This is a genomic window from Allokutzneria sp. A3M-2-11 16 (genome assembly GCF_024213555.1).
Classification (GTDB): domain Bacteria; phylum Actinomycetota; class Actinomycetes; order Mycobacteriales; family Pseudonocardiaceae; genus Allokutzneria.
Genome location: NZ_JANAVO010000009.1, coordinates 17,080 through 41,139 on the forward strand (window position 1 = coordinate 17,080; position 24,060 = coordinate 41,139).

General features: G+C 69.5%; 21 protein-coding genes and 1 pseudogene. 14 read left to right on the forward strand and 8 right to left on the reverse strand.

What is annotated here, in order from left to right; all coding sequences use genetic code 11:
• Positions 1 to 20: 20 nt before the first annotated feature.
• The 4 genes from NLX83_RS31165 to NLX83_RS31180 all read right to left on the reverse strand — a co-directional run bounded on the left by NLX83_RS31165 (position 21) and on the right by NLX83_RS31180 (position 3,587).
• Positions 21 to 1,349 (reverse strand): alpha/beta hydrolase family protein, encoded by a 1,329-nt coding sequence (locus NLX83_RS31165; RefSeq protein ID WP_254238804.1) that lies wholly within the window; start codon positions 1,347 to 1,349, stop codon positions 21 to 23.
• A gap of 101 nt (positions 1,350 to 1,450) precedes the next feature.
• Positions 1,451 to 2,020 (reverse strand): ArsR/SmtB family transcription factor, encoded by a 570-nt coding sequence (locus NLX83_RS31170; protein ID WP_254238805.1) that lies wholly within the window; start codon positions 2,018 to 2,020, stop codon positions 1,451 to 1,453.
• A 36-nt stretch (positions 2,021 to 2,056) separates the two neighbouring features.
• The gene (locus NLX83_RS31175; RefSeq protein ID WP_374118831.1) at positions 2,057 to 3,232 is read right to left on the reverse strand and encodes an RNA polymerase sigma factor; all 1,176 of its coding nucleotides are present in this window, start codon (positions 3,230 to 3,232) and stop codon (positions 2,057 to 2,059) included.
• Between the two features lie 4 nt (positions 3,233 to 3,236).
• The gene (locus NLX83_RS31180; RefSeq protein WP_254238806.1) at positions 3,237 to 3,587 is read right to left on the reverse strand and encodes a YciI family protein; all 351 of its coding nucleotides are present in this window, start codon (positions 3,585 to 3,587) and stop codon (positions 3,237 to 3,239) included.
• 85 nt (positions 3,588 to 3,672) lie between these two features.
• Here NLX83_RS31180 and NLX83_RS31185 point away from each other — a divergent pair, with 85 nt between their 5' ends.
• Positions 3,673 to 4,134, forward strand: a complete 462-nt coding sequence (locus NLX83_RS31185) for a cysteine hydrolase family protein (protein WP_254238807.1) — start codon at positions 3,673 to 3,675, stop codon at positions 4,132 to 4,134.
• Here the strand turns inward: NLX83_RS31185 and NLX83_RS31190 are convergent.
• Positions 4,122 to 4,496, reverse strand: coding sequence for a PH domain-containing protein (locus tag NLX83_RS31190; protein ID WP_030433209.1), 375 nt, complete (start codon positions 4,494 to 4,496; stop codon positions 4,122 to 4,124). The genes NLX83_RS31185 and NLX83_RS31190 overlap by 13 nt on opposite strands.
• A gap of 75 nt (positions 4,497 to 4,571) precedes the next feature.
• On the opposite strand from NLX83_RS31190, the gene NLX83_RS31195 reads away from it, so the two are divergent.
• The 3 genes and pseudogenes from NLX83_RS31195 to NLX83_RS31205 all read left to right on the forward strand — a co-directional run.
• Positions 4,572 to 7,556: a glycine--tRNA ligase gene (locus NLX83_RS31195; protein ID WP_254238976.1), complete on the forward strand. Its 2,985-nt coding sequence runs from the start codon at positions 4,572 to 4,574 to the stop codon at positions 7,554 to 7,556.
• Between the two features lie 90 nt (positions 7,557 to 7,646).
• Positions 7,647 to 8,231 carry a TetR/AcrR family transcriptional regulator gene (locus NLX83_RS31200; RefSeq protein WP_254238808.1) on the forward strand — a complete coding sequence of 195 codons (585 nt, stop codon included), beginning with the start codon at positions 7,647 to 7,649 and terminating at the stop codon, positions 8,229 to 8,231.
• 124 nt (positions 8,232 to 8,355) lie between these two features.
• A pseudogene (locus tag NLX83_RS31205) lies at positions 8,356 to 9,852 on the forward strand (carboxylesterase/lipase family protein); the annotation flags it as partial.
• Here the strand turns inward: NLX83_RS31205 and NLX83_RS42330 are convergent.
• Complete coding sequence (locus tag NLX83_RS42330) at positions 9,762 to 10,367, reverse strand: TetR/AcrR family transcriptional regulator (protein ID WP_374118832.1); 606 nt, start codon at positions 10,365 to 10,367, stop codon at positions 9,762 to 9,764. The pseudogene NLX83_RS31205 and the gene NLX83_RS42330 overlap by 91 nt on opposite strands.
• Before the next feature lie 275 nt (positions 10,368 to 10,642).
• On the opposite strand from NLX83_RS42330, the gene NLX83_RS31215 reads away from it, so the two are divergent.
• Both NLX83_RS31215 and NLX83_RS31220 read left to right on the forward strand, forming a co-directional pair.
• Entirely contained in the window at positions 10,643 to 11,869 is a 1,227-nt protein-coding gene (locus NLX83_RS31215; protein WP_254238810.1) for an HNH endonuclease signature motif containing protein, read from the forward strand.
• A gap of 137 nt (positions 11,870 to 12,006) precedes the next feature.
• The gene (locus NLX83_RS31220) at positions 12,007 to 12,651 is read left to right on the forward strand and encodes a GDSL-type esterase/lipase family protein (RefSeq protein WP_254238811.1); all 645 of its coding nucleotides are present in this window, start codon (positions 12,007 to 12,009) and stop codon (positions 12,649 to 12,651) included.
• On the opposite strand, the gene NLX83_RS31225 is transcribed toward NLX83_RS31220, so the two are convergent.
• The gene (locus tag NLX83_RS31225) at positions 12,635 to 13,000 is read right to left on the reverse strand and encodes a hypothetical protein (protein WP_254238812.1); all 366 of its coding nucleotides are present in this window, start codon (positions 12,998 to 13,000) and stop codon (positions 12,635 to 12,637) included. The genes NLX83_RS31220 and NLX83_RS31225 overlap by 17 nt on opposite strands.
• A gap of 640 nt (positions 13,001 to 13,640) precedes the next feature.
• On the opposite strand from NLX83_RS31225, the gene metH reads away from it, so the two are divergent.
• From metH to NLX83_RS31255, 8 genes are all read left to right on the forward strand, one after another.
• Positions 13,641 to 17,246 carry a methionine synthase gene (gene metH, locus NLX83_RS31230; RefSeq protein WP_254238813.1) on the forward strand — a complete coding sequence of 1,202 codons (3,606 nt, stop codon included), beginning with the start codon at positions 13,641 to 13,643 and terminating at the stop codon, positions 17,244 to 17,246.
• A gap of 47 nt (positions 17,247 to 17,293) precedes the next feature.
• Complete coding sequence (locus tag NLX83_RS41650) at positions 17,294 to 17,596, forward strand: hypothetical protein (RefSeq protein WP_305884211.1); 303 nt, start codon at positions 17,294 to 17,296, stop codon at positions 17,594 to 17,596.
• Positions 17,488 to 17,865, forward strand: a complete 378-nt coding sequence (locus NLX83_RS31235) for a family 20 glycosylhydrolase (RefSeq protein WP_305884212.1) — start codon at positions 17,488 to 17,490, stop codon at positions 17,863 to 17,865. Before NLX83_RS41650 ends, NLX83_RS31235 begins: the two co-directional genes overlap by 109 nt.
• The gene (locus NLX83_RS41655; protein WP_308209411.1) at positions 17,796 to 18,125 is read left to right on the forward strand and encodes a family 20 glycosylhydrolase; all 330 of its coding nucleotides are present in this window, start codon (positions 17,796 to 17,798) and stop codon (positions 18,123 to 18,125) included. Before NLX83_RS31235 ends, NLX83_RS41655 begins: the two co-directional genes overlap by 70 nt.
• 22 nt (positions 18,126 to 18,147) lie before the next feature.
• Complete coding sequence (locus NLX83_RS31240; RefSeq protein ID WP_254238814.1) at positions 18,148 to 19,704, forward strand: sensor histidine kinase; 1,557 nt, start codon at positions 18,148 to 18,150, stop codon at positions 19,702 to 19,704.
• Positions 19,705 to 19,715: 11 nt separating this feature from the next.
• Positions 19,716 to 20,366, forward strand: coding sequence for a response regulator (locus tag NLX83_RS31245; protein ID WP_254238815.1), 651 nt, complete (start codon positions 19,716 to 19,718; stop codon positions 20,364 to 20,366).
• A 71-nt stretch (positions 20,367 to 20,437) separates the two neighbouring features.
• Positions 20,438 to 21,616, forward strand: coding sequence for an MFS transporter (locus NLX83_RS31250; RefSeq protein WP_254238816.1), 1,179 nt, complete (start codon positions 20,438 to 20,440; stop codon positions 21,614 to 21,616).
• 71 nt (positions 21,617 to 21,687) lie between these two features.
• Positions 21,688 to 22,947, forward strand: a complete 1,260-nt coding sequence (locus tag NLX83_RS31255; protein ID WP_254238817.1) for an erythromycin esterase family protein — start codon at positions 21,688 to 21,690, stop codon at positions 22,945 to 22,947.
• Here NLX83_RS31255 and NLX83_RS31260 read toward each other — a convergent pair.
• Entirely contained in the window at positions 22,884 to 24,023 is a 1,140-nt protein-coding gene (locus NLX83_RS31260) for an HNH endonuclease signature motif containing protein (RefSeq protein ID WP_254238818.1), read from the reverse strand. The two genes, NLX83_RS31255 and NLX83_RS31260, sit on opposite strands and share 64 nt — an antisense overlap.
• Positions 24,024 to 24,060 lie beyond the last annotated feature (37 nt).

Here is a 24,060-nt window from a genome sequence, read left to right on the forward strand (position 1 = left end):
GGGCAGCCACGGTTCTGGCGTTAAGGCAAGAGCAGTCCCCAGTAGAAGGCCCAGGGTACGAACAATGCGCCGCCGGTCAGCAAGATGGTGCGACGGATGCGAGCGCCCATTCCGGCCTCGGCCAGCTCACGCCCGGTGCGCAGCACGGTCAGCACGAGTAGCACCACGACACCAGCGGAGAGCAGCTGCATGCCGAGCCACGGGAGCGTGCGCCCGAACACCAGCGGGCCCAACGGCAGTTTCCCGTTGGTGAGCAACAAGAACACGTACACCATCCACCCGCCCACCACGGCGAGGGCGGCCGAGGCGAGCCAGGGCGCGAGGCTCCCCGGACCGGGCCGCCACCGCCGCACGAAACCGCTCAGCACGTAGCCGAGGAACGCCAGCACGAGCACCGCGAACACGGTGATCTGGACCTTGCCGGTCTCCCACTCCGCGAGCGGTTCGAGCGGCCTGGTCGTCACGTCCTGGTGCGGCGCGGGATCGGCGCTGCTGGACGTGGGCAGATCGCGCACCCAGGAGCCGACGAGCTCGGCGTAACCCGGCACGAGTTCGGGAAGGCGTTCGAAGCCGGTGATCGTCCGGTGCGCGGCGTGCTCGCCGTCGGGGAACACGCGCAGCGTGTGCCGCCGCACGTTCTCCTGGAAGACCCGCAGGCTCTCGCCGGGCGGGGTGAGCCGATCCTTGGCACCCCAGATCCCGAGCGTGGGCTGCTTCAGCCGCCGCAGCACCGGAACCGGGTCGTAGGCCGCCTCCGGAAACAGTCCATTGTGGACGATCTGGCGCATTCCCTTGTCCGCGATGGCGTCCACCATGGAGCCGGACACCCCCATGCGCACGAGGCGTTCCCGCACCGCCCAAGCCTGCTGGTGGCTAGGAGTACCACCGTTGGCGCCCACGGTGATCAGGAAGGCCACGTCGTCGGAGCGCGAGGCGGCCAGCGGCGCAGTCCACCCGCCCTCCGACAAGCCCCACAACCCGACCCGCGCGGGATCGACCTCGGGCCGCGCGCGAAGCACACGGAACGCGGTCAACGCGTCATTGGCGAGCTGCGAATAGTCGCGCTGCGACTGGGAATAGCCGACTGTGCGCTTGTCGTAGAGCAGCGCGACGATGCCCTGCCGCGCGAACGCCTCGGCGACGTGCTGGTACTGCGCGCGCTTGCCGGGCCCTGATCCGTGCACGAGCACGACACCGGGATGCGGGCCCGCGCCGGGCGGGACGAAGAGCGACGCGGGCGTCTTGACGTCGCCCAGGTCGAGGGTCAGGTCGGCGGCGTGGGCCGCGGCGGGGAAGACGAACAGCGCGACCAACCCGATCAGGGCTGCGCGTTTGCGTTGGAGCAGCACGAAGTGCTCTCCTTTCCGTGGAAGTGCGTACCTCAGGCGTGATCGTGCGGATTTCCTCTCCGGGACACCGAGCGGCAACTCGGTGTCCCGGACCCTTTTTCTCAGTCCTCCTCGGGCAGCGGCGCCGGGAAGGCGATGAACCTGGTGAGGATGCGGCGCGCACCCGGCGGAGCGTCCTCTTCGGACGGTTGGAAGCGCTTCATCAGCGCGATGTACTCCTCGAAGAACTCCATCAGCTGCTCACCGGTGACGCGGATGGAGCCGCGCGAGTACGGCACCGCGTCGCCCCACTCGCCGAGGGAGTCCCGCTGCGCCTGGAACCGCGCGAACAGCTCCAGGTCGGCGGCGAACTGCTGCTGGTTCATCTCGTCGAGCAGCGCGCTCATCTCCGGGGTCTGCGCGCTGCGCCTGGGGAACCGCAGGTCCTTGGGCGGCGAGCGCCACCACCGCTCCCGCCCCTTGGCCAGCTCGGGTGCCTCCTCGATGAACCCGTGCTCGGCCAGCTGCCGCAGGTGGTAGCTGGTCGCCCCGGTGTTCTCGCCGAGCGCCTTGGCCAGCGAGGTCGAGGTCGCGGGCCCGCGCTCGGACAGCATCCGCAGGATGCTCTGGCGCAGCGGGTGCGCGAGCGTCCGCAGCGCGTCCGGATCGGTGATCTCCCTCGGCTCGGCCATAGTTACAAACTAGCCTTTGCAAAGCCGGGTTTGCAACTACGTGGGCCGCTTCCGCCGCAACAGGTCCCGGTCGGCCACGTGCTCGGCCAGCTCGATCGCCGTGTCGTAGGCGCGCACCGCCTCCGCGTCCCGGCCGAGGCGGTGCAGCAGGTCGGCCCGGACGGCGTGGAACAGGTGGTAGCGGTCGAGATCGAGCGCGTCGACCAGCTCCAGTCCAGCCGCGGGCCCCTCGACCTCGGCGACGGCGACGGCTCGGTTCAAAGCGACGACGGGGCTCGGGGTGACCGCGAGCAGCTGGTCGTAGAGCAGCACCACCTGGTGCCAGTCGGTCGGCGCGTCACTGTGCACCGCGTTGATCGCGGCCTGGATCTGGTAGGGCCCGGGTTGGTTGCGGCGCAAGCACATCCGCACCAGCGCCTGCCCCTCGGCGATGAGCCCGGAGTCCCACAGCTCACGGTCCTGGTCGGCCAGCAGGACCAGCTCCCCCGCGCCCGTGGCGCGCGCGGCCCGGCGCGACTCGACCAGCAGCATCAGCGCCAGCAGCCCGGTCACCTCGGGCTCGTCCGGCATCAGCCCGGCGAGCTGCCTGCCGAGCCGGATCGCCTCACCGCACAACGGTTCCCGGCCCGCCGCGTACCCCTCGGTGAAGATCAGGTAGACCACGGCCAGCACCGCGCGCAGCCGGTCGGGCAGGTCGGCGTCGCGGGGCACCCGGTACGGGATGCGCGCGTCCCGGATCTTGCCCTTGGCCCGGACCAGCCGCTGCGCCATCGTCGCCTCGGGCACCAGGAACGCGCGGGCGATCTCCGCCGTGGACAGCCCGCCGAGCAGCCGCAGCGTCAACGCGACCCGGGCGGCCGGGGCCAGCGCGGGATGGCAGCAGGTGAAGATCAGCCGGAGCCGTTCGTCGCGCACGGGTCCCTCCTCCGGAGGCTCGCTCCCCGCGTGCAGCAGCGCGGCCTCGGCGTGCCGTTGGTCCCGCGTGGCCTCCCGCCGCAGCCGGTCGAGGGCGCGGTTGCGGGCGGTGGTGATGATCCATCCGGCCGGGCTCGGCGGCAGGCCGTCCTCCGGCCACTTCCGCAGCGCCACGGCGAAGGCGTCCTGGACCGCCTCCTCGGCGATGTCGATATCGCCGAAGACACGGACCAGGACCGACACCGCGCGCCCGTACTCCTGAGAGAAGATGAGCGCGATGTCTGTGCTCAACAGCACGGGTTCAGCAGGACCCGTGCTGCATCGGCCGCACCTCGATGGGCAGCGTGATCACCTTCGCCAGCCGCCTGCCCCACTCCAACGCCTCGTCCAGGTCGGCGGCGCGGATGATGGTGAACCCGCCCAGGTGCTCGCGGCCCTCGGTGAAGGGCCCGTCGGTGACCAGCACCTCGTCCCCCTTGGAGCGCAGCACGGTCGCGGTGCCCGGCTCGTGCATGCCACCGGCGAAGACCCAGGCGCCCTTGGCCCGCATCTCCTCGTTGAGCGCGTCCAGCTGGCGCATGATCGGCTCCAGCACCTCGGGGGCGGGAGCGGGACCATCGGGCTGGTAGATGCTGAGCATGTACTGCTTCACTGCGTGCCTCCAACGGCTCGTTCGGGCAGTTCCACCCTCTACACGAACGCCGGGGACGCAAATCGACACACACGGGGAGGCGAATTTGAGCACCGCGCTGATCATCGGGGACCTCCAGCGGGGCATCACGGGCAACTACCCGTTCACCAGGCAGGTCCTGCCGCCGGACAGCGAGCTGCTGCGGTCGTTCTACGAGGCCGGGGACGCCTTCCACGAGGGATCGGGCGGGACGGAACTGGACCTGCCGGTCGCCGATGAGGACGTCGTCGTGCTGAAACGCCGGGCCAGCGCGTTCGCCGGTACCGATCTCGACCTGGTGCTCCGCGCCCGCGGCGTCGACACCCTCGCGATCGCCGGGGTCGCGACCAGCGCGATGGTGGCCGCGACGGCCTACGACGCGGCGGACCGCGGATACCGGGTGACCGTGCTCCGCGACGGGTGCGCCGACGGCGACCAGGCGATGCACGACTTCTTCGTGGACGCCGTCTTCCCCAGCCGGGGCTTCGAGGTGGTGTCCTGCGCCGACTGGGCGCTCTACAGCGCGTAGTGGGCGATCATCCGGCTCAGCTCGGTGATGTCGGAGCTGCCCTTGAACTCCAGCCGGACCTTGCCGAGGCCGCTGAACCACAGCTCCAGCTCGGCGTCGAGGTCGAAGGTGCCCGCGGTCTCCACCGAGAACGCCTGGATCTTGCCGTACGGCAACGAGGTGAAGTCGCGCTTCTTGCCGGTGATCCCCTGGACGTTGACCGCGATCAACCGTTTGGTGGTGAAGGCCACGAAGTCGCGGACCGACTTGAACGCGGCCACGACCTCCTCACCAGGGATGATCAGGGGGCCGATCGACCCGAGGACGTCTTCCACCCGACACGGGGACAGCTTGAAAACCGACGCCTTCTGGAAGTCAATCATGGGACCACCGTAGCGTTCACAACAGCGTTCACCACGACCCGACCGGACCGATCGAGGAAACACACCGTGCTCACGATGCAGGAAGCGTTGCTCGCGCTGACGAAGTACTGGACCGACCGCGGCTGCATGATGGTGCAGCCGTTCAACACCGAGGTCGGGGCGGGCACGCTGAACCCGGCGACGGTGCTGCGGGTGCTGGGCCCCGAGCCGTGGCGGGTGGCCTACGTCGAGCCCAGCGTGCGGCCCGACGACGCGCGCTACGGCCAGAACCCGAACCGGTTGCAGACCCACACCCAGTTCCAGGTGATCCTCAAGCCGGACCCGGGCAACCCGCAGGAGCTGTACCTGGGCAGCCTGAAGGCGCTGGGCATCGACGTGGACGCCAACGACGTGCGCTTCGTCGAGGACAACTGGGCCTCCCCCGCGCTCGGCGCCTGGGGTCTGGGCTGGGAGGTGTGGCTGAACGGGCTGGAGATCACCCAGTTCACCTACTTCCAGCAGGCCGGTGGGATGACGCTGGCCCCCGTCTCGGTGGAGATCACCTACGGGATGGAGCGGATCATGATGGCGCTCCAGGGGGTGGACCACTTCAAGGACATCGCCTACGCGCCCGGCATCTCCTACGGCGAGGCGTTCGGGCAGGCCGAGTACGAGATGAGCCGCTACTACCTCGACGACGCCGACGTGGCGACCAACCGCAGGCTGTTCGAGGACTACGCGGCCGAGGCGGAGCGCCAGCTCGAACAGCGGCTCCCGGTGCCCGCGCACTACTACGTGCTCAAGTGCTCGCACACCTTCAACGTGCTCGACTCGCGCGGCGCGGTGTCCACAACGGAGCGCGCCAAGGCGTTCGGGCGGATGCGCGGCCTGGCGCGGCGCGTGGCGAAGCTGTGGGCCGAGCGCCGCGAGGAGCTGGGGCACCCGCTCGGCCTCGCCGACGCCCCGGCCGCCGCCGCGCTGCCCGCGACGCTGCCGGAGGTCACCGAGCCCGCGACGCTGCTGTTCGAGATCGGCACCGAGGAGCTGCCCGCGGCCGAGGTCGCGCGGACGGCCGACGCGGTCCGCCAGTCGATCACCACCCGGCTCGCCGCGACGCGGTTGGAGCACGGGGAGGTCCGGGCCTACGCGACGCCGCGCCGCGTCGTGATCACCGTGGACGCTGTCGCGCCGCGCGAGGCCGACGCGGAGCGGACGGTCAAGGGGCCGCGCGCCTCCGCGGCCTTCGACGCGGACGGCAACCCCACCAAGGCCGCGCAGGGCTTCGCACGCGGTCAGGGCATCGACCCCGGCGCGCTCCAGAAGATCGACGTCAACGGCGTCGAGCACGTCGGCGTGGTCAAGACCGAGGTCGGCCGGACCGCGGTCGAGGTGCTCAGCGACCAGCTCGCGCAGGTGGTCGGCGAGCTGCGCGCGGACAAGAACATGCGGTGGAACGACCCGAAGCTGTCGTTCACCCGCCCCGTCCGCTGGCTCGTCGCGCTGCTCGGCGACGTGGAGGTGCCGGTCGCCGTCTCGTCGCTGTCCAGCGGTCGTGAGACGCGCGTGCACCGCACCGCCGCATCGCCGACCGTGCCCGTCCCGAGCGCGGACGGTTACCTGGATTTCCTTGCACAGCACGGAATCGTGGCCGATCCCGTCGCGCGTCGCTCGCAGATCGTCGCCGCGGCGGCCGAGCTGGCGGCGTCGGTGGACGGCGTGGTCGAGGGCGAGGACGCGCTGCTCGACGAGATCACCAACCTGGTCGAGCGGCCGAACGCGATCCTGGGCTCGTTCGAGGAGAGCTACCTGGAGCTGCCCGCGGAGATCCTGACCACGGTGATGCGCAAGCACCAGCGGTACCTGCCGGTGCGCGCCGCGGACGGCTCGCTGCGGCCGCGGTTCGTCGCGGTCGCGAACGGCGACTGCGACGCGGACGTGGTGCGCGCGGGCAACGAGGCGGTGCTGCGGGCCCGCTACGAGGACGCCGCGTTCTTCTGGCGCGCCGACCTCCAGGTCAGCCCGGAGACGATGAAGGCCGGTCTGGACAAGCTCGCCTTCGAGGAGCGGCTCGGGTCGATGGCCGACCGCGCGAAGCGGATCGCGGGCATCGCAAGGGCTCTGGGCATCGAACTGTCCACTGAGGACAGTGCAACGCTGGAACGCGCGTCCGCCTTGGCGAAGTTCGACCTCGCTTCGCAGATGGTCGTCGAGCTGACCAGCCTCGCGGGCGTGATGGCGCGCGAGTACGCGGTGCGCGCGGGCGAGCCCGCCGCGGTCGCGACGGCGCTGTTCGAGATGGAGCTGCCCAGGACCGCGGGCGGCACGCTCCCCTCGACGGTCCCCGGCGCGGTGCTCTCGCTCGCCGACCGGCTCGACCTGCTCGTCGGCCTGTTCGGCGTCGGCGCCAACCCCACCGGCAGCTCCGACCCGTTCGGCCTGCGCCGCGCCGCGCTCGGGGCGATCGGTGTGCTCCGCGCTGTTCCCGCGCTGCGCGACATCAAGCTCAGCGCGGCGTTGGAGCTGGCGGCGGAGCAGTTCCGGGCGCAGGGCGTGGAGATCGGCGAGTCGGCGCTGACCGACGCGCGCGAGTTCGTGCTCCGGCGCTACGAGCTGCACCTGATCGACGCGGGCAACCCGCACCAGTTCGTCGCCGCAGTGCTCCCGCTGGCCGACTGCCCCGCCGCGGCGGACCGGTCGCTGGCCGAGCTGACGCGGCGCGCGGGTGACGCGTCGTTCGGCGAGCTGGTCGCGGCGTTGCAGCGGGTGCGGCGCATCGTGCCCGCGGGCACCTCGTCCTCCTTCGACCGCGCGCATCTCAAAGAGCCCGCGGAGGTCGCCGTGCTCGACGCGCTCGGCGACGCCCGCGACGCGCTGCCCGCCGAGGCCCCGCTGAGCGTGTTCGTCGACGTGGCCGAGGTGCTCACCACGCCGATCAACACGTTCTTCGACGACGTCATGGTGATGGCCGAGGACCCGGACGTGCGCGCCGCGCGGCTGGGCCTGCTCGCGTCGATCCGCGACTTCGCCGGACGTCAGCTGGACTGGCAGGCGCTGGGCACCGAGCTGACGCCCAGCCGCTGAGCCCGTCCCGGCGCCGCCCCGTCGATCACGGGCGGCGCCGGGCCGTCTTCTTGCACGGGTTTGACCAGCGCTACTACTTTCTGACTCACCATGACAAGAACCGCTGACGACACGTTCATCCACGTGGCACGCCGCAAGCAGCTGGTCGGCTGTGCGATCGAGGTGATCGCCGAGCACGGGCTCGCCAACGCCTCGACGGTGCGGATCGCCGAGCGAGCCGGCGTGAGTCGTGGGGTGCTCACCTACCACTTCCGCGACCGCGCGGAGCTGATCGAGCAGGTCGTCCAGCAGGTGTACGCGCTCGGCGCGGAGACCATCGGCCCGAAGATGGTGCTCGCCCGGTCGCCGCGCGAGTCGTTGCTGACGTTCATCCGGGGCAGCGTCGAGCTCTACGCCGACCATCCGCGGCACATGCTGGCGCTCACCGAGATCTTCGCGGGCAACCGCTCCGACGACAGTCGCCACCAGCGGGAGATCTCGGACCTCGCGCGGATTCTGCGCGCTGGCCAGGAGCTGGGACAGTTCCGCGCGTTCGACGTCGACGTCATGTGCCGCACCATCCGGGGCGCGTTGGACGGAGCGCTGAGCCACGTCCTAGACGGCGGCGAGGTCGAACCGTACACCGCCGAACTCCTGGCGATCTTCGACGCCGCAACCACGTCCGGCCAGGAATAACAGCAGCTCAAGGCCTATGTTCGCGCAGCTTTGCCAGAAGTTAAACAGCCCTGCTAACTTTTGAACCGACACGACAGTCGTCGACCGAAGTGAGCAGGACATGCGTTCCACGAAATCCCGTCTGATGGCACTGGGGGTGGCGGCGACGCTGGCCGTCGCCCTGCTGGCCGGGTGTTCGCCCCAGGGCCAGGCCCAGGGGGCGGCACCGTTGACCGTGCGGGTGGAGTCCGGAGAACTGCGCGGAACCGCCACCACGAAAAGCCGCCAGTTCCTGGGCGTTCCGTACGCCGAACCACCCGTGGGTGAGCTCCGCTGGCAACTCCCCCGGCCGCCCGGCACCTGGACGGGGGTGCGCGAGGCCACCCGCCTCGGCAACATGTGCCCGCAGACCCGCCCCGGCGGCGCGCCCGTGCTGACCGAGGACTGCCTGTTCGTCAACGTGACGACCCCTCGCGAGCAGCGTCCTGGCCGGAAGCTGCCGGTGATGGTCTGGTTGCACGGCGGCGGGTTCACCATCGACAGCGGGAACCTGTACAACGCCGAACGGATGGCCGACCAGGGCCAGGTCATCGTCGTGACGGCGAACTACCGGCTGGGCGTCCTCGGCTACCTCGGTCTTCCCGGGCTGGCGGGCTCCGGCAACTTCGGGCTCGCCGACCAGTTCGCGGCGGTGGAGTGGGCCGACCGCAACGCGGCCGCCTTCGGCGGGGACCCGGACAACGTCACCGTGTTCGGCCAGTCGGCAGGAGGGATGTCGACCTGCGCCATGATCACCTCACCCAAGGCCCGCGGCCTCATCGACAAGGCGATCGTGTCCTCCGGCTCCTGCGAACTCGCCTGGCCCCACGGCGGGCTCTTCCCCGGCGACCGCGCGCACAGCCCCTACCTGCCGGTGCAGCAGGGCATCGCGGACGGCGTCACCGCGGCGGACGGGCTCGGCTGCGGACCGGCGCGGCGGCTGGAGTGCATGCGCGGCAAGCCGGTCAAGGAACTCATGCCGGTGATGCGGTCCTTCGCCGATCACGTGGCGTTCGGCACCGACCTGCTTCCCAAAGATCCCAAGGCCGCTCTGCGCGACGGCGATGTCGCCAAGATCCCGGTGATCTCCGGTGGCACCAGGGACGAGGCGAGGTCCTTCGTCGGTGGCGCCATCCTGTACAAGCCGGAGCTGATCACCGAGAAGACCTACCCGGCGCTGCTGTCGAAGGCCTACGGCCGCCACGCCGACGCGGTGGCACGCGAGTACCCGATCACCAGGTACGGCTCAGCCGGGCTGGCGTGGGCGACAGTGGTGGGCGACCAGTCCTGGGCGTGCCAGACCCAGCAGGCCAACCGCCTGCTCGCGAGGCACACCACCGTGTACTCCTACGAGTTCGCCGACGAGGCCGCGCCCAATGTCAACCAGATCAACGTCCCCGGCCTGCCCATGGGACCGACCCACGCGAGCGAACTGCCTTCGCTGTTCGAGCTCAACGGTGTCGACCTGCTCCCCCAGGGCCCGCAGCGCGACCTGGCCAAGACGATGATCGGTTACTGGACCGCGTTCGCGCACACCGGAAATCCGAACCACGAAGGCACTCCGGCCTGGCCGAAGACCACCGACGGCGAGCAGGCCATGCAGTTGGCGCCGGGCGCGGTGAAGCCGGTCGACGTCGCATCCGGGCACAAGTGCTCGTTCTGGGCGACCGTCAGATGAGCAGGCGCCTCATCGCCAGGTCCAGCACGTCCTGACGGCTCCTCGCGCCGTGGTCGGCGGCCAGGAAGTGGTTGCCGACCACGAGCGAGAAGGCCAGCACGCTCCGGATCTCGCCTGGCCCAGTCGCGCACGGCCAGGTCCACCGGCAGCAGCGCCGCCGAGAAGGTGAGCGCGCCCGCCCGCACCACCTTGCCCCTGGGGTCGCCGCCCTCGGTCTCCACCCGCTCGATCACCTCGTCGGTGCCCATCCGCTCCCAGGCGTCGAGCATCTCCTCCAGCAGCGCCTGCCGGTTGGTGAAGTGCCAGTAGAAACCGCCGCGGGTCACCCCGAGCGCTTTCGCCAGCGGGTCGACCCTGACGGTCTCCGGGCCGCCCGCGGCGAGGGCGCGCAGGCCCTCCTCGATCCACTTGCCGCGTGGCGTCAGCGTCGGCGCCGCCATCCAGTCCATTGTGGACTTTTGTTTCGCGCTTGTCAGGCAGTGCCTTCGTCCCGCTCGCGGGCTGCGGTTGGCCTTTGCTTGCGTTTCTTGGCTTCGGACGCGGCGGGGTTCTGTTGGGGCGCCTGGCGTTCTGATTGTCCACAATGGATTTTCACGATATGTGCACATAGTGCGGTCACGCGCTGAAGTTGTTGGTATTGCTGGAGTTCACCCGCTGGTACTTCGATTTCGATCTTGACTGCTGAGATAATTGAAGGAGTCGAAGGAGGTGAATTGTGTTTGATCCCAAGGAAGCCATCGCGTCCCTGAAGGCGCACTTCGTGGCGTCGGATACCTACAGGTTGACGGGTGAGGCGTTGCTGGAGTGGATGCAGGACATGGAGACCCTGACCAACATGGTCACCGCCGCCGCCACCGATGGTGCGGCAGAGGCCGAGTCGCAGGGTATGCACTCCGATTACGGGTGTAAGGATCTCGCGGTGCTGTTGCGGGTGAAGTTGAAGTTGGACTCCGGTGAGGCCGGTCAGCGTGCTCGTCTGGTGCGCGAACTCCCGTCTCTGCCGAGGACGCAGGCGTTGTTGCGGGAGGGGAAGATCAGTGGCCGTCGTGCGTTGATCATCTCTGGGACGGTGGGCAAGGTCCCGGCGGAGAAGGCCGGGAAAGCCGAAGATGTGCTCTGCCAGCACGCACCCCGGTTGAATCCGCGTCAGCTGACCTATGCGGGCAAGGTGTTGCGGTCGCGGATCGACCCCGAAGGTGTGCACCGCGACGAGCAGGAAGGGTATACGCGGCGGTATCTGCGGATGGGCACCAACGAACACGGCTACCTGATGATCAAAGCGGCGTTCGACCCGATCACCGGCGCGAAGATCAAGACCGTGTTGCACGCCCTCGCCAAGCCCCGCCCGGTGGGTGGGGAGAAAGACCCGCGCACCACCGAGCAGCGGTATGCCGACGCCTTCGCGGAGGTGATCGCGATCGCGATGGCCTCCCAGGATCTGCCGACCTGTGGTGAGGAGCGGCCCCGGGTGGTGGTCACGATGTCCTGGGACAACCTGCACGAGTGGACCGGCGCCGGATACACCCAATGGGACGACCCAGTCTCAGCGGGGTCGTTGCGGCTGGTGGCCTGCGATGCCGAGGTCATGCCCGTCGTCCTCGGCGACGAAAGCCAACCCCTGGACGTAGGGAGGAGTCGACGGCTGGCGACGGTGACGCAGCGCAGGGCGTTAGCGGTGCGGGACAAGGGATGCGCCTTCCCCGGGTGTGATCGGCCACCCGCGTGGACGGAAGCTCATCACGTGGTGCATTGGATCGACGGCGGACCGACCGACCTCGGCAACCTCGTCCTGCTCTGCTCACATCACCATCACGTTGTGCACCAAGGAGACTGGGAGATCATCTTCGAACACGGCATCCCGACGTTCATCCCGCCACGCTGGGTCGACCCCGACCAACAACCCATGCGCAACATCAGACTCGACCCACAACTGAGAATGTAGCCGGAAGGCAAGGGGCGCAACGGGACCGAGGCTTTACCTGGGGTGCGCGTGCGGCCTGAGCGCCCTTTGGGGCAGGAGCGGCGTTGCGGCGCCAGACGCATGGGCATGCTTGGGGTCTGGACAACGGTGGGGACGCGATGAACACGAATCCGGAAGCGGTGCGCGTGCTGTGCTTCGGTGACTCGAACACGTTCGGAGTGCGCTCGGACGCGCCGGACGAGGGGCGGTGGCCCGCTGACGTGCGGTGGACGGGCAGGCTCCAGGAGGCACTGGGCGCGGACCACGACGTGATCGAGGAGGGCCTCAACGGGCGGACGACCGACCTCGACGAGCCAGGGCGGCCGGGGCGGAACGGGCTCGCCTACCTGGTGCCGTGCCTGGAAAGCCACCTACCGGTGGACGTGGTCGTGCTGATGCTCGGGCTCAATGATCTCAAGACGGTGTTCGGTCGCGGCCCAGCCGAGGTCGCGGCGGCGATCGGCGGGCTGCTCGACGTCATCGACCGCTTCAAGGCGCGGGCTGTCCTGTTGTCGCCGGTGGTGCCCGATCCGGGCAAGCCGCTGTTCGCCGACATCATGGGCGGGGGCTTCGACGCGACAACACTGGTGGAGCGCGCTCGCGGGCTGGCCGGGGCGCTGCGGGACCTGGCGGCGGAGCGCGGGGTGATCTTCGGTGAGGCGGGGGCGGTGGCCGGACCGGGACCGGACGGCGGGCACCTGGAACTGGAGTCCCACACGGCGCTCGCCGCCCTGGTCGCCGGGCTCGTCAGGCGGGCGTCCTGAACGGGATCGAGAGGAGCAGGCTCTTCGCGGAGCTCCTGCCGTTGGACACGACCGCGACGAAGTTGCCGAAGTGGGAATCGTCCGGCCAGCCGGTGGTCTTCAGGCCGTCGACCATCCTGGTGCACTTGTTCTGACCCACGCGGCAGATCTGGACCTTCGCGCCGCTACCCGCGCCGTTGCGGGCGAAGGCGGTCGCGACGAGTTGCCCCTTCTTGTGCTCCAGGCACACCCGGAGGCCGCCGGGAGTCCACTCACCGCAGCCCTCCGGCGCGGCGGCGGAGGCGGAACCGGCGAGGGCCGGGGCGACACCGGCCGCGACGACGGCGGCCAGCACGAAACGCTTGATCATGAGTCCCTCTCAGGAAAAGAAGAACGGCCTCGGCGAATCCGATAGCCGATCTGTGCGCAACCGTACACAGATCGTCACCGAAGGCAATTACTTCGTCCTGCGCCAAAGACTCGCGCGCGGATTCCCGGAAGGAATGAACGGCCTAGCAGGAGCGCTGGGTCCTACCCCCGGCGACCTTGGCGGCGCGCTCCTCGATCTTCACCTTGCCCTTGCTCTTCCGGTCGACCTTGAAGCTCGTGGAAGACAAACGCCGACCAGCGTGGCCGCATGTTTATCAACGGTTGCTCAACCCCGTGGGAAGCAATCACGAATCAACATCTAAGCCCAGCGACGGCGGCGGGAGCTGACTCGATCAAGAGGATGCCAAGAACAATCCCCGAAAGAAAGCTGGAAGCGGTGCGATCCGAGGCAAGGGCGCGTAATCCGGCTAACAGTGACGGGGGCCACGGCGGCGGCCGAGGGGGTCATCCGTCCCGTCGACATCGAAGAGTTTCGCTCGGTGCGCCCGGGTGACTCCGGTAGAGTTGATGATCAGGTCGAGAGGCGCTGCAACGGGCGACGGGGACGACACCCGGCCCGCCACGCTCGACCGGTTCCGTCGATCCGCAGCAAGGGCGCCTCCCATCAAGGGAGGTAGGCCGTGAGCAGGATCCAGGACCTTCGTGAGCTCTTCGACCGCCGCGTGGCCGTGCTGGACGGCGCGTGGGGCACCATGCTGCAGAACGCCAAGCTCGCCCCCGAGGACTACCTGGCCGACTGGCTCGCCGGCCACACCCACGACGTCACCGGCGACCCGGACCTGCTGAACCTGACCCGCCCGGACGTCGTCCTCGACGTGCACCGGCAGTACCTGGCCGCGGGCGCGGACATCACCACCACCAACACCTTCACCGCCACGAGCATCGGGCAGGCCGACTACGGCCTGGAGTCCCGCGTGCGCGAGATGAACCTGCGCGGCGCGGAACTGGCCCGGCAGGCGGCCGACGAGGTGGGCGGGCGCTTCGTGGCGGGCTCGATCGGCCCGCTCAACGTCACGCTCTCGCTCTCCCCCAGGGTCGAGGACCCCGCGTACCGGGCGGTGACCTTCGACCAGGTCAAGGCCTCCTACGCGGAGCAGATCCAGGCGCTGGCCGAGGGCGGGGTGGACCTGCTGCTGATCGAGACGATCTTCGACACGCTCAACTGCAAGGCCGCGATCGCCGCCGCGCGCGAGGTGGCCCCGCAGCTGCCGCTGTGGATCTCGGTGACCATCGTGGACCTGAGCGGGCGGACGCTGTCGGGGCAGACCGTCGAGGCGTTCTGGACCGCGATCGAGCACGCGAGGCCGCTGGTCGTGGGCGTGAACTGCTCGCTGGGCGCCGAGGAGATGCGCCCGCACGTCGCCGAGCTGGCGCGCTTCGCCGACACCTACACCGCCTGCCACCCCAACGCGGGCCTGCCCAACGCCTTCGGCGGCTACGACGAGACGCCGGAGCAGACCGCGGCGCTGCTGCGCGACTTCGCCACCGAGGGCATGGTCAACATCGTCGGCGGCTGCTGCGGCACCTCCCCCGCGCACATCGCGAAGATCGCCTCCTCCGTCAAGGACCTCGCGCCGCGCCCGGTCGCGAAGCCCCGCCACAGCAGCCGGTTCAGCGGGTTGGAGCCGTTCGAGATCGGGCCGGACACCGGCTTCATCATGGTCGGCGAGCGGACCAACGTGACCGGCTCGGCGCGCTTCCGCAGGCTGATCGAGGGCGACAACCACCAGGCCGCGGTCGACGTGGCGCTGGAGCAGGTGCGCGGCGGGGCGAACCTGCTGGACGTCAACATGGACGCCGACCTGCTCGACAGCGAGCGGGCGATGACCACCTTCCTGAACCTGATCGCGACCGAGCCCGAGGTCGCCCGCATCCCCGTCATGATCGACAGCTCCCGGTGGAGCGTGCTGGAGGCGGGCCTGAAGTGCGTGCAGGGCAAGGGGGTCGTCAACTCCATCAGCCTCAAGGAGGGTGAGGAGCAGTTCCTGGAGCAGGCCCGCCGCATCCGCGACTACGGCGCGGGCGTGGTGGTGATGGCCTTCGACGAGCAGGGCCAGGCCGACACCACCGAGCGCAAGGTGGAGATCTGCGGGCGGGCCTACGACCTGCTCACGCAGCGGGCCGGGTTCCCTGCCGAGGACATCATCTTCGACCCCAACGTGCTCGCGGTGGCCACCGGCATCCCCGAGCACAACGGCTACGGCAAGGCGTTCATCGACGCGCTGCCGCTGATCAAGCGGCGCTGCCCGGGCGTGCGGACCAGCGGCGGCATCTCGAACCTGTCGTTCTCCTTCCGCGGCAACGACGTGGTGCGCGAGGCGATGCACTCGGCGTTCCTGCTGCACGCGGTGCGCGCGGGACTGGACATGGGCATCGTCAACGCCGGTCAGCTCGCGGTCTACGCCGACATCCCGGCCGACCTGCTGGAGCTGGTCGAGGACGTGATCTTCGACCGCCGCGAGGACGCCACCGACCGCCTGGTGGCCTTCGCCGAGACGGTCAGCGGCAAGGGCACCAAGCGCACGGTGGACCTGTCCTGGCGCGAGGGCACGGTCGCCGAGCGGCTCTCGCACGCGCTGGTGCACGGGATCGTGGACTTCATCGAGGCCGACACCGAGGAGGCCCGGCAGCAGTTCGACCGGCCGCTCAACGTCATCGAGGGCCCGCTGATGGACGGCATGAAGATCGTCGGCGACCTGTTCGGCTCCGGCAAGATGTTCCTGCCGCAGGTGGTCAAGAGCGCGCGGGTGATGAAGCGCTCGGTGGCCTACCTGGAGCCGTTCATGGAGGCGGAGAAGGAGAAGGCGCGGCTGGAGGGCCGGGTCGAGGTCGAGCGCGGCCAGGGCAAGGTCGTGCTCGCCACGGTCAAGGGCGATGTGCACGACATCGGCAAGAACATCGTCGGGGTCGTGCTGGGCTGCAACAACTACGAGGTGATCGACCTCGGCGTGATGGTGCCCGCCGCGCGCATCCTGGACACCGCGGTGGCCGAGGGCGCCGACGTGGTCGGGCTGTCCGGGCTGATCACCCCGTCGCTGGACGAGATGGTCTCGGTGGCCGCGGAGATGGAGCGCCGGGGCCTGAAGCTGCCGCTGCTGGTCGGCGGCGCGACGACCTCGCGGCAGCACACCGCCGTGCGCATCGCCCCCGCCTACGACCACAGCACCGTGCACGTGCTCGACGCGTCGCGGGTGGTCGGCGTGGTGTCGGACCTGCTCGACGCCGACCGCGCGGAGGAGCTGGACGCGGCCAACCGCGCCGAGCAGGAGCGGCTGCGCGAGCAGCACGCGGCCAAGCAGCGCCTGCCGTTGCTGACGGTCGCGGACGCCCGCGCCAACGCGGAGAAGGTGTCCTTCGACGGGCTGCCCACCCCCGTGTTCACCGGCGTGCGGGTGATCGAGCCGAGCATCCCCGAACTGCGCGAGATGATCGACTGGCAGTTCCTGTTCCTGGCCTGGGAGCTGAAGGGCAAGTACCCGGCGATCCTGGAGCAGCCGGTGGCGCGGGAGCTCTTCGACGACGCGAACACGTTGCTGGACCAGATCATCGCCGAGGGGTCGTTCCGGGCGAAGGGCGCTTACGGGTTCTGGCCCGCGCGCTCCGAGGGCGATGACATCGTGCTCGACAACGGCACCAGCTTCCCCATGCTGCGCCAGCAGACCAAGAAGCCGGAGGGCAGGCCGAACCGCTGCCTCACCGACTACATCGCGCCCGAGGGCGACCACCTCGGCGGGTTCGCGGTGGCCATCCAGGGCGCGGAGGACCTGGCGGCCAAGTACGAGGCCGTCCACGACGACTACCGCGCGATCATGGTGAAGGCGCTGGCCGACCGGCTCGCCGAGGCGTTCGCCGAGTACATCCACCTGAAGGCGCGGCGGGACTGGTTCGAGCCGGACGCGCAGCCGGTGCTGGCGGACCTGCACGCGGAGCGCTTCCGCGGCATCCGGCCCGCGCTGGGCTATCCGGCCAGCCCGGACCACAGCGAGAAGCGAGAGCTCTTCGAGCTGCTGGACGCGGACGCGCTCGGGATCGGGCTGACCGAGTCCTTCGCGATGACCCCGGCGGCCGCGGTCAGCGGGCTGATCTTCGCCCACCCGGACTCGCGGTACTTCACCGTGGGCAGGCTGGGCCGGGACCAGGTCGCCGACTACGCGCGGCGGCGCGGCGTGGAGCTGGCGGAGATCGAGCGCTGGCTGCGGCCGAACCTGGACTACACCCCGGATTAAGGTTTCGCGCTTACGCCGATCATGTCCGGAGGTCAATACCTCTGGACATGATCAGTGTTGTGCCCGTGCCCGTGCGCGTCCTGCCGAGACCCGGCGACGACGGCGACAACGGGGTCGAGCTGCGGCTCGACCCCGATCCGTCCGTCGGCGGCTCCGGCTACCGGCTGGATGTGCCCGCGCGACGCGTCCTCCTGCGGGCGCGGACCACCAGGGCTGGCGGCTGGAGATCGACGGCTGGCCCCTGCTCACCTCGCACGGCGGCAGCACCCAGGTCGGCGGCGGTCCCGGCGGGTTCTACACCCACCGCGAGTTCACCGAGATCGTCGAGTACGCCGCCGCGCGGCACGTGACGGACATCCCGGAGATCGACGGCCCGGCCACAGCAACGCCGCGCTGTCGTCCTACTCGGAGCTCAACCGCGACGGCACCGCCCCGCCCATGTTCACCAGGGTCGGCACGGCGACCGATCGGCTGGCACGAGCTGCGCCGAGCCGAACCGCCGGTCTCCGCCGTGCCGCAGTTCTGGGGAACCAGTGACACCGAGCCCTCGTGGCGGCCGCGGCGGCGCGGGGACACAAGATCCTGTTGTCTCCCGCCAACAAGGTCTACCTCGACATGAAGTACACAGTGGACAGTCCGATCGGCTTCAAGTGGGCCGGGTACCTCGACGTCCGCGACGTCTACGACTGGGACCCGGGGAGCTGTCTCCAGGGCGTGCCGGAGGAGTCCGTGCTCGGTGTCGAGGCTCCACTGTGGTCAGAGCACCTCAGGTCCTTCGAAGACAGGCATCAACTTCTACCGATCGGAACAGATTCCCTGGGGGTGACTTTAGACCTTCGTCGAAAAGTGTTTCGACTTTGGACGGTCGTTTCGACATAAGGAAAATTCCTAGCGTGGCCCCATGACCGAGAACCCGGCCTACTCTCCCCCGGTGCCGCAGCGCCCCAAGAAGTCCCGCGAAGTCTGGATCTACGTGGGAACCGTCCTCTTCGCCTCCCTGATGAGCGCGGAGTCGATCTGGCTCCTGCTCACCTCCCTGGTACTGGCCGTCACCGCGGTGGCGCTGCGGCACCGGCATCCGGCCGTGGCACTGGTGATCGGCGGGTTCACGGTGTGGTTCGCCGCGATCGTGCTCGCCTACAACGCGGGCCGCCGGATCACCAGGCTGTCCACGCTCTGCGCCGCCGTCGCCGGGGACGTGGCGGTCAGCGTGGCCCTGCCACTGCTGTTCGGCGAGTGGACCTCCCTGCCCACCAGCCTGATGATCGTGGCGACCGGCGAACTGATCCAGGTGATCGTGCCGATGCTGATCGGCAGGAACGCCGCGCGGCGCGCGCTGCTGGTCGACGCGCTGCGCGACCGAGCCGTGCACCTGGAACGCGAACGCCGTTCGGTCGCGGAGCAGGCCAGGGTCCGCGAACGCTCCCGCATCGCGGTGGACATGCACGACAACCTCGGGCACCAGCTGACGCTGATCTCCTTGCAGGCCGGCGGAATGAAGCTGACCTCGCCGCCAGGAACGGCACAGGCGGAGTCGGCCGCGTTGGTCTCCGGCACCGCGCAGCGCGCCATGGAGGAGCTGCGCGACATCATCGGCGTGCTGGGCGGCCAGCCGGAGCACGCGCGCGTGCTCGAACACCTGCCGGAGCTGCTGGGGTCGGCGCGGGCGAGCGGCGCGGTGATCGACCACGTCGAGACCGGCACGGCGGTGCCGGTGGCCCGTGTCACGGAGAACGCGATCTACCGCGTGGTGCAGGAGGGGCTGACCAACGCGGCGCGGCACGCCCCGGGCGCCGAGGTCTCGGTGCGGCTGAACCACGAACCGGACGGCGTGATCGTCGAGGTGGTCAACGGCCCGGCCGAGGGGGAACCGGAGACCGGGCTCGGCGGCGGCCAGGGGCTGACCGGGCTGCGGGAGCGCGTCCGGCTGGCCGGCGGAGTGCTGCACTACGCGTCCACAGAGGACAATGGGTTCCGGTTGGCCGCGGTGCTACCGCACAACGCCGTCGCGGCCGAGGAAACCGAGGAGGAACCCCTGCCCGCCGAGCCGGTGCACCCGTTGGCCGCCGAAGGGACGAACACCATCTTCGAGCGGCTGCGCGGGCGACCGGTGGTCCTCGGCCTCATGGTGACCGGTGTCCTGGTCACCGCGCTCGCCGCGCTGGTGGTGACCGTGTTCTTCGTGGTGTTCAGGCAGGGACCGCTGATCGGTGCCACCGAGTTCGACAGGGTCCACATCGGACAGTCCGAACAGGAGGTCGTGAACGGCTTGCAGGTGCCGCACCCCCGGGTGCAGCCGATCCTGGCGACGCAGGTCGGTGCCGAGCCGCCGAACTCGCGCTGTGTCTACTACTACGGCGACCTCTTCGCCGACAGCGGGGCCGAGGCGTTCCGGTTCTGCTTCGCCGACGGGAAGCTCAGCGACAAGAGGCGCGTCGTGGTCGGGCGACCTTTCTGACTGGAGGCAACATGATCCGGGTGATCGTCGCCGACGACGAACAGCTGGTCCGCGCGGGCATCAAGCTCGTGCTCTCGTCCGCGCCGGACATCGAGGTGGTCGCCGAGGCCGCGGACGGGCGGGCCGCGGTCACCGCGGTGGTGGCGCACGTGGTGGACGTGGTGCTGCTGGACATCAGGATGCCGGGTCTCGACGGCCTGGACGCGCTTGCCGAGATCCGCAGGCTCTCGCCGAGGACGAGGGTGGTCATGCTCACCACCTTCGGCGAGAGCGGCAACATCGAGCGGGCCCTCGACGCGGGCGCGGTCGGCTTCCTGCTCAAGGACCGTGCCGCGGAGGAGCTGATCAGTGCGGTGCGGGCGATCGCGGCGGGCGAGGCGTTCCTGTCCCCCTCGGTGACGAAGTGGGTGATCGGCCGCAGCGGGGGCGCGAGCGCGGGCTCCCGCGCGAGCGAGGCCCAGCGCCGGGTGGCGGCGTTGAGCGATCGCGAGCGGGAGGTGCTGGAGCTGCTGGCCCAGGGCCTGTCCAATGCGGACATCGCGGGACGGTTGTTCACCAGCGAGGCCACGGTGAAGAGCTACATGACGAAGGTGCTCGGCAAGCTGGAGTGCGCCAACCGCGTGCAGGCGGCGATCCTGGCGCACGAGGCCGGGCTCGGTTGAGCCCTTCACAACCGGTGGTTGTGCGGTGGTTGTTTGCCCCGGGCGTCGTTCGCTGGCTTTGATCTCTCGCTGTGTGGTGGCTCTGGACGGCGTACGCGGTGAGCACGGCGGGCACGTGGCTCGCGTTCGACGCGTTCCCCATGATCGCGATCCTGGTGCTCGACGCGGGCCCGGCTCAGGTGTCCGCGTTGGCGGCGGCGGGTCTGGCGGTGGGCGCGGTGCTGGCGGTTCCGCTCGGCCCCTGGGTCGAGGTGCGCCGCAAGCGGCCGGTGATGATCGCGATGGACCTGATCCGCTTCGCCGCGGTGCTGAGCGTGCCAGTCGCGTTCGCGTTCGGCCTGCTCGGTTTCGCCCAGCTGCTGGTGGTGTCGGTGGTCGTCGTGGCGGCCGACATCACCTTCGGCGCGGCCAGTGGTGCTCTGGTGAAGGCGCTCGCGCGGCCGGAGGAGCTGCTCCGGGTGAACGGGCGGTTCGAGGCGACGACCTGGACCGCGTCCGCGCTCGGGCCACCGTTGGGCACGGCGGCGCTCGGCGTGTTCGGCCCGGTGATCACCGTGGTGACCAACGGGATCAGCTTTGCGCTCTCCGCGTTCGCGCTGCGGATGGTCCGCTCCGAACCGGCTCCCGTGCGCTCCGGGGCCGCGCGGTTCCGCTTCGCGGACCTGGTCGAGGGGTGGCGGTTCGTGCTGGCCGATCCCGTGCTGCGCCCGCTGTTCTGCAACACGCTCCTGGTGAACGGCTTGATCATGGCGATGTCGCCGCCGTTCGCCGTCCTGATGCTCGGAGAGCTCGGCTTCGCCCCGTGGCAGTACGGCCTCGCGTTCGGGGTGGCGTGCCTCGGCGGCCTGATCGGTTCGCGCCTGGCCCACCCGCTCGTCGCACGCTTCGGGCGGCACCAGGTCATGGTCACCGCAGGTGCGCTGCGCGCGTGTTGGTCGGTCGGGCTCGCCTTCGTCCAGCCAGGCGCGGGCGGCCTCGTTCTCGTCATCGGCGTCGAGCTGATGCTGATCCTGTGCGCGGGCGTGTTCAACCCCGTGTTCGCCACCTACCGGCTCGACCGGGTCCCGAAGGACCGCGTCGTCCGGGTGCTGTCCGCGTGGTCGATCAGCGGCAAGGCCACAACCGCCGCGCTGACCGCGTTGTGGGGCGTGCTGGCCGGGTTCGTGGGTGCGCGCGCCGCGATCATCGTCGCCGGTCTTCTCCTGCTCGCCACGCCGCTGCTGCTCCCCCGGCGTGACACCTCTGTTTGAGGGTTTTCCGGCTTGCTTCTGGGCAATTTGCGCCGAACTGCCAACAGGTACTTCAACGATACGGTTGAAGCATGGGACTTGAAGACGCTGGCTGGCCGTTCGACGACTTCGACAGCGCGCTCGCGAATCTCCTCGACTCGCTGCCCTCGCGGCCCCGTTTGCTCGCGCTCGGTGAGCCGACGCACCTGGAGGAGGCGTTCCCGCGTCTGCGCAACAGGATGCTCCGGTATCTCGTGGAGCACGAGGGCTATCGGTGTGTGGCGATCGAGAGCGACTGCGTGGCCGGGCTGCTGGTCGATGACTACGTGACCGGCGGCGCGGGGTCGCTGGACGATGTGCTCCGGCGCGGCTTCAGCCACCGCGTGGGCGAGTACGAGGCGACCCGTGAACTCCTCATCTGGTTGCGGGACTTCAACCGGAATCACCCCTTCGCCGACCGGGTGCGCTTCGCGGGTTTCGACGCGCCGCTGGAGATGATCTCCGCCGCGAGCCCCCGGGAAACGCTGACCGAGTTGCACCGATACCTCGCCGCCCACCTCGACGCGGCTGTTCTTCCTTGCCCCATCGAGGAAATCGACCGGCTCATCGGCGATGACGCGCTGTGGACCGCCACCGAGGCGATGATGGACCCGGCGAAGTCCCTCGGTGGTTCCGCAGAAGTGGCGCGGCTGCGCTTGATCGCCGACGACATGCGGGCACTGCTCTTGGCCGAGTCGCCGCGTTTGATCTCCGCGACCTCGCGGGAACTGTGGCACCGGGCCGCTTTGCACGCGCGCACCGCCGCGGGCCTTCTGCGCTACCACGCGGGCCTGGCCGACACGTCGCCGCGGCGCATCCCCCGGCTCATGGGTTTGCGGGACGCGATGATGGCCGAGAACCTAGCCGCTCTCCCGTACCGCACGCTCGTTTTCGCCCATAACAGCCACCTCCAGCGGAGGCTGAGTGTCTGGGAGTTGGCGGGGCAGCGCCTGGAGTGGTGGAGTGCCGGGGCGATCATGTCCGCGCAGATCGGCGACGAGTACGCTTTCGTGGCTCTGGCAGTGGGTTCCGCACCCCGCCACGGTGTCGCCGCACCGGCCGAGGACACCTTCGAGGGCGTGTTGTCCACCCTGCCGGGCGACGCGTACTTCTTCGATTCGCGCCGCCTCGCGGATGTTCTCGATGGGAAGATCTTGGCTCTGCGCAAGGGCACCGCGAGCTACTTCCCGTTCGACCCGGAGCACCTGCGCGACACCGACGGAATCGCGTTCCTGAAGCAGGTGGCCGATCAGAACGGTGCTGGCTCAGGGATCGGGGCCGGTTCGGCGATCGGCTCCGGTTCGGTTTCGTAGACGCGTCCGGCCGGTGTGTTCCACACGTGCCGCCCGTCCGGCAGGTTCTTGCAGGCCCAGTTGGACTCGTGCTTCATCCGGTGGTGGTGACGGCATTTCGGCCGCAGGTTCTTGATCGTGGTGTTGGCGCCGTCGAACGGGCAGCAGTGATCGAGGTCGCAGCGGTGCGCGGGCTGCTGGCACCCGATCGCGGTGCACCTGGGGTAGCGGGCGTGGATCAGTTCCCGTTGCTTGGCCGTGGGCCGGTAGACATTGCTGACTTCTTCGGCCATCCCGGTGACGGGGTCGGTGAGGATGCGCTTCCAGATGCCACCGGCGGCGACCTCCCTCGCGATCGGGGCGGGGATGGGCCCGTATCCGGCGAGGACGGCAGGGTCGTCGTTCATGCCCATCAGCGACGTGATGGGCATGGTGAGGTACACCAGGACCTGTCCCGCTGGAGCATCGGTCTCCTTGCCCAGCAACAAGTCCAGGGTGACGTCGGCGCGCTTCTGGTCGAGGGTGCGGCCGTCCTTGGGCAGGGCGCGGGCGATCTGGTCGATGCGGGCGTAGGCCAGCGATCCCTGGAACGCGGTCATCATCAGGTTCAGCTGACACATGCCGTCGTCGAGGTTGACCTTCTCGACCATGCGGGCCTTGCGCTTCTCCTCGTGGCGCGCCTCGGCCGCCTTCGGGTCCAGCTTGTGGATCAACGTCTGCGCGTGCCTGCGCACCGAGGTGTAGGTCCGGGTCGGCGCGTACTCCAGGAGATCCGCTTCGGCGACGGATGCCTGGGGTTCCTTCAGGAGGCGCACCTGGTCGACGATCAGCAACGCCTTGCTCTCGTCGATCAGCCCTTGCGCCAAGGCTTTCAGCACGGCAGGACGTTCGGTCAGCTCGCTGGACTGCGACAGCAACCGATCCGCGCCCCGCCGCGAGATGTGCAGGGCGGCCGCGATCTCGTTCTGCACGTACCGATAATCACGGTCGGCGTTGTGGTCCTGGAAGTTCGTCAAGGATTCCGCGAGTTCCGCTTTCGCCCGGCAGAACAAGCGGTGCTTATCCTCGACATCAGCAAGGAGTTCATCGAGGGACATGCCCCCATTCTACCAACGGAAAATAGTGGATCATGTC

What these genes read in the sequence shown, in the direction of transcription:
- NLX83_RS31170 (WP_254238805.1), bottom strand. Translation starts at nt 2,020, where the DNA reads ATGGCCGAGCCGAGGGAGATCACCGATCCGGACGCGCTGCGGACGCTC.
- NLX83_RS31190 (WP_030433209.1), bottom strand. Translation starts at nt 4,496, where the DNA reads ATGATTGACTTCCAGAAGGCGTCGGTTTTCAAGCTGTCCCCGTGTCGG.
- NLX83_RS31195 (WP_254238976.1), top strand. Translation starts at nt 4,572, where the DNA reads ATGCAGGAAGCGTTGCTCGCGCTGACGAAGTACTGGACCGACCGCGGC.
- NLX83_RS31200 (WP_254238808.1), top strand. Translation starts at nt 7,647, where the DNA reads ATGACAAGAACCGCTGACGACACGTTCATCCACGTGGCACGCCGCAAG.
- NLX83_RS42330 (WP_374118832.1), bottom strand. Translation starts at nt 10,367, where the DNA reads ATGGCGGCGCCGACGCTGACGCCACGCGGCAAGTGGATCGAGGAGGGC.
- NLX83_RS31220 (WP_254238811.1), top strand. Translation starts at nt 12,007, where the DNA reads ATGAACACGAATCCGGAAGCGGTGCGCGTGCTGTGCTTCGGTGACTCG.
- NLX83_RS31225 (WP_254238812.1), bottom strand. Translation starts at nt 13,000, where the DNA reads ATGATCAAGCGTTTCGTGCTGGCCGCCGTCGTCGCGGCCGGTGTCGCC.
- NLX83_RS41650 (WP_305884211.1), top strand. Translation starts at nt 17,294, where the DNA reads ATGATCAGTGTTGTGCCCGTGCCCGTGCGCGTCCTGCCGAGACCCGGC.
- NLX83_RS31240 (WP_254238814.1), top strand. Translation starts at nt 18,148, where the DNA reads ATGACCGAGAACCCGGCCTACTCTCCCCCGGTGCCGCAGCGCCCCAAG.
- NLX83_RS31245 (WP_254238815.1), top strand. Translation starts at nt 19,716, where the DNA reads ATGATCCGGGTGATCGTCGCCGACGACGAACAGCTGGTCCGCGCGGGC.
- NLX83_RS31255 (WP_254238817.1), top strand. Translation starts at nt 21,688, where the DNA reads ATGGGACTTGAAGACGCTGGCTGGCCGTTCGACGACTTCGACAGCGCG.
- NLX83_RS31260 (WP_254238818.1), bottom strand. Translation starts at nt 24,023, where the DNA reads ATGTCCCTCGATGAACTCCTTGCTGATGTCGAGGATAAGCACCGCTTG.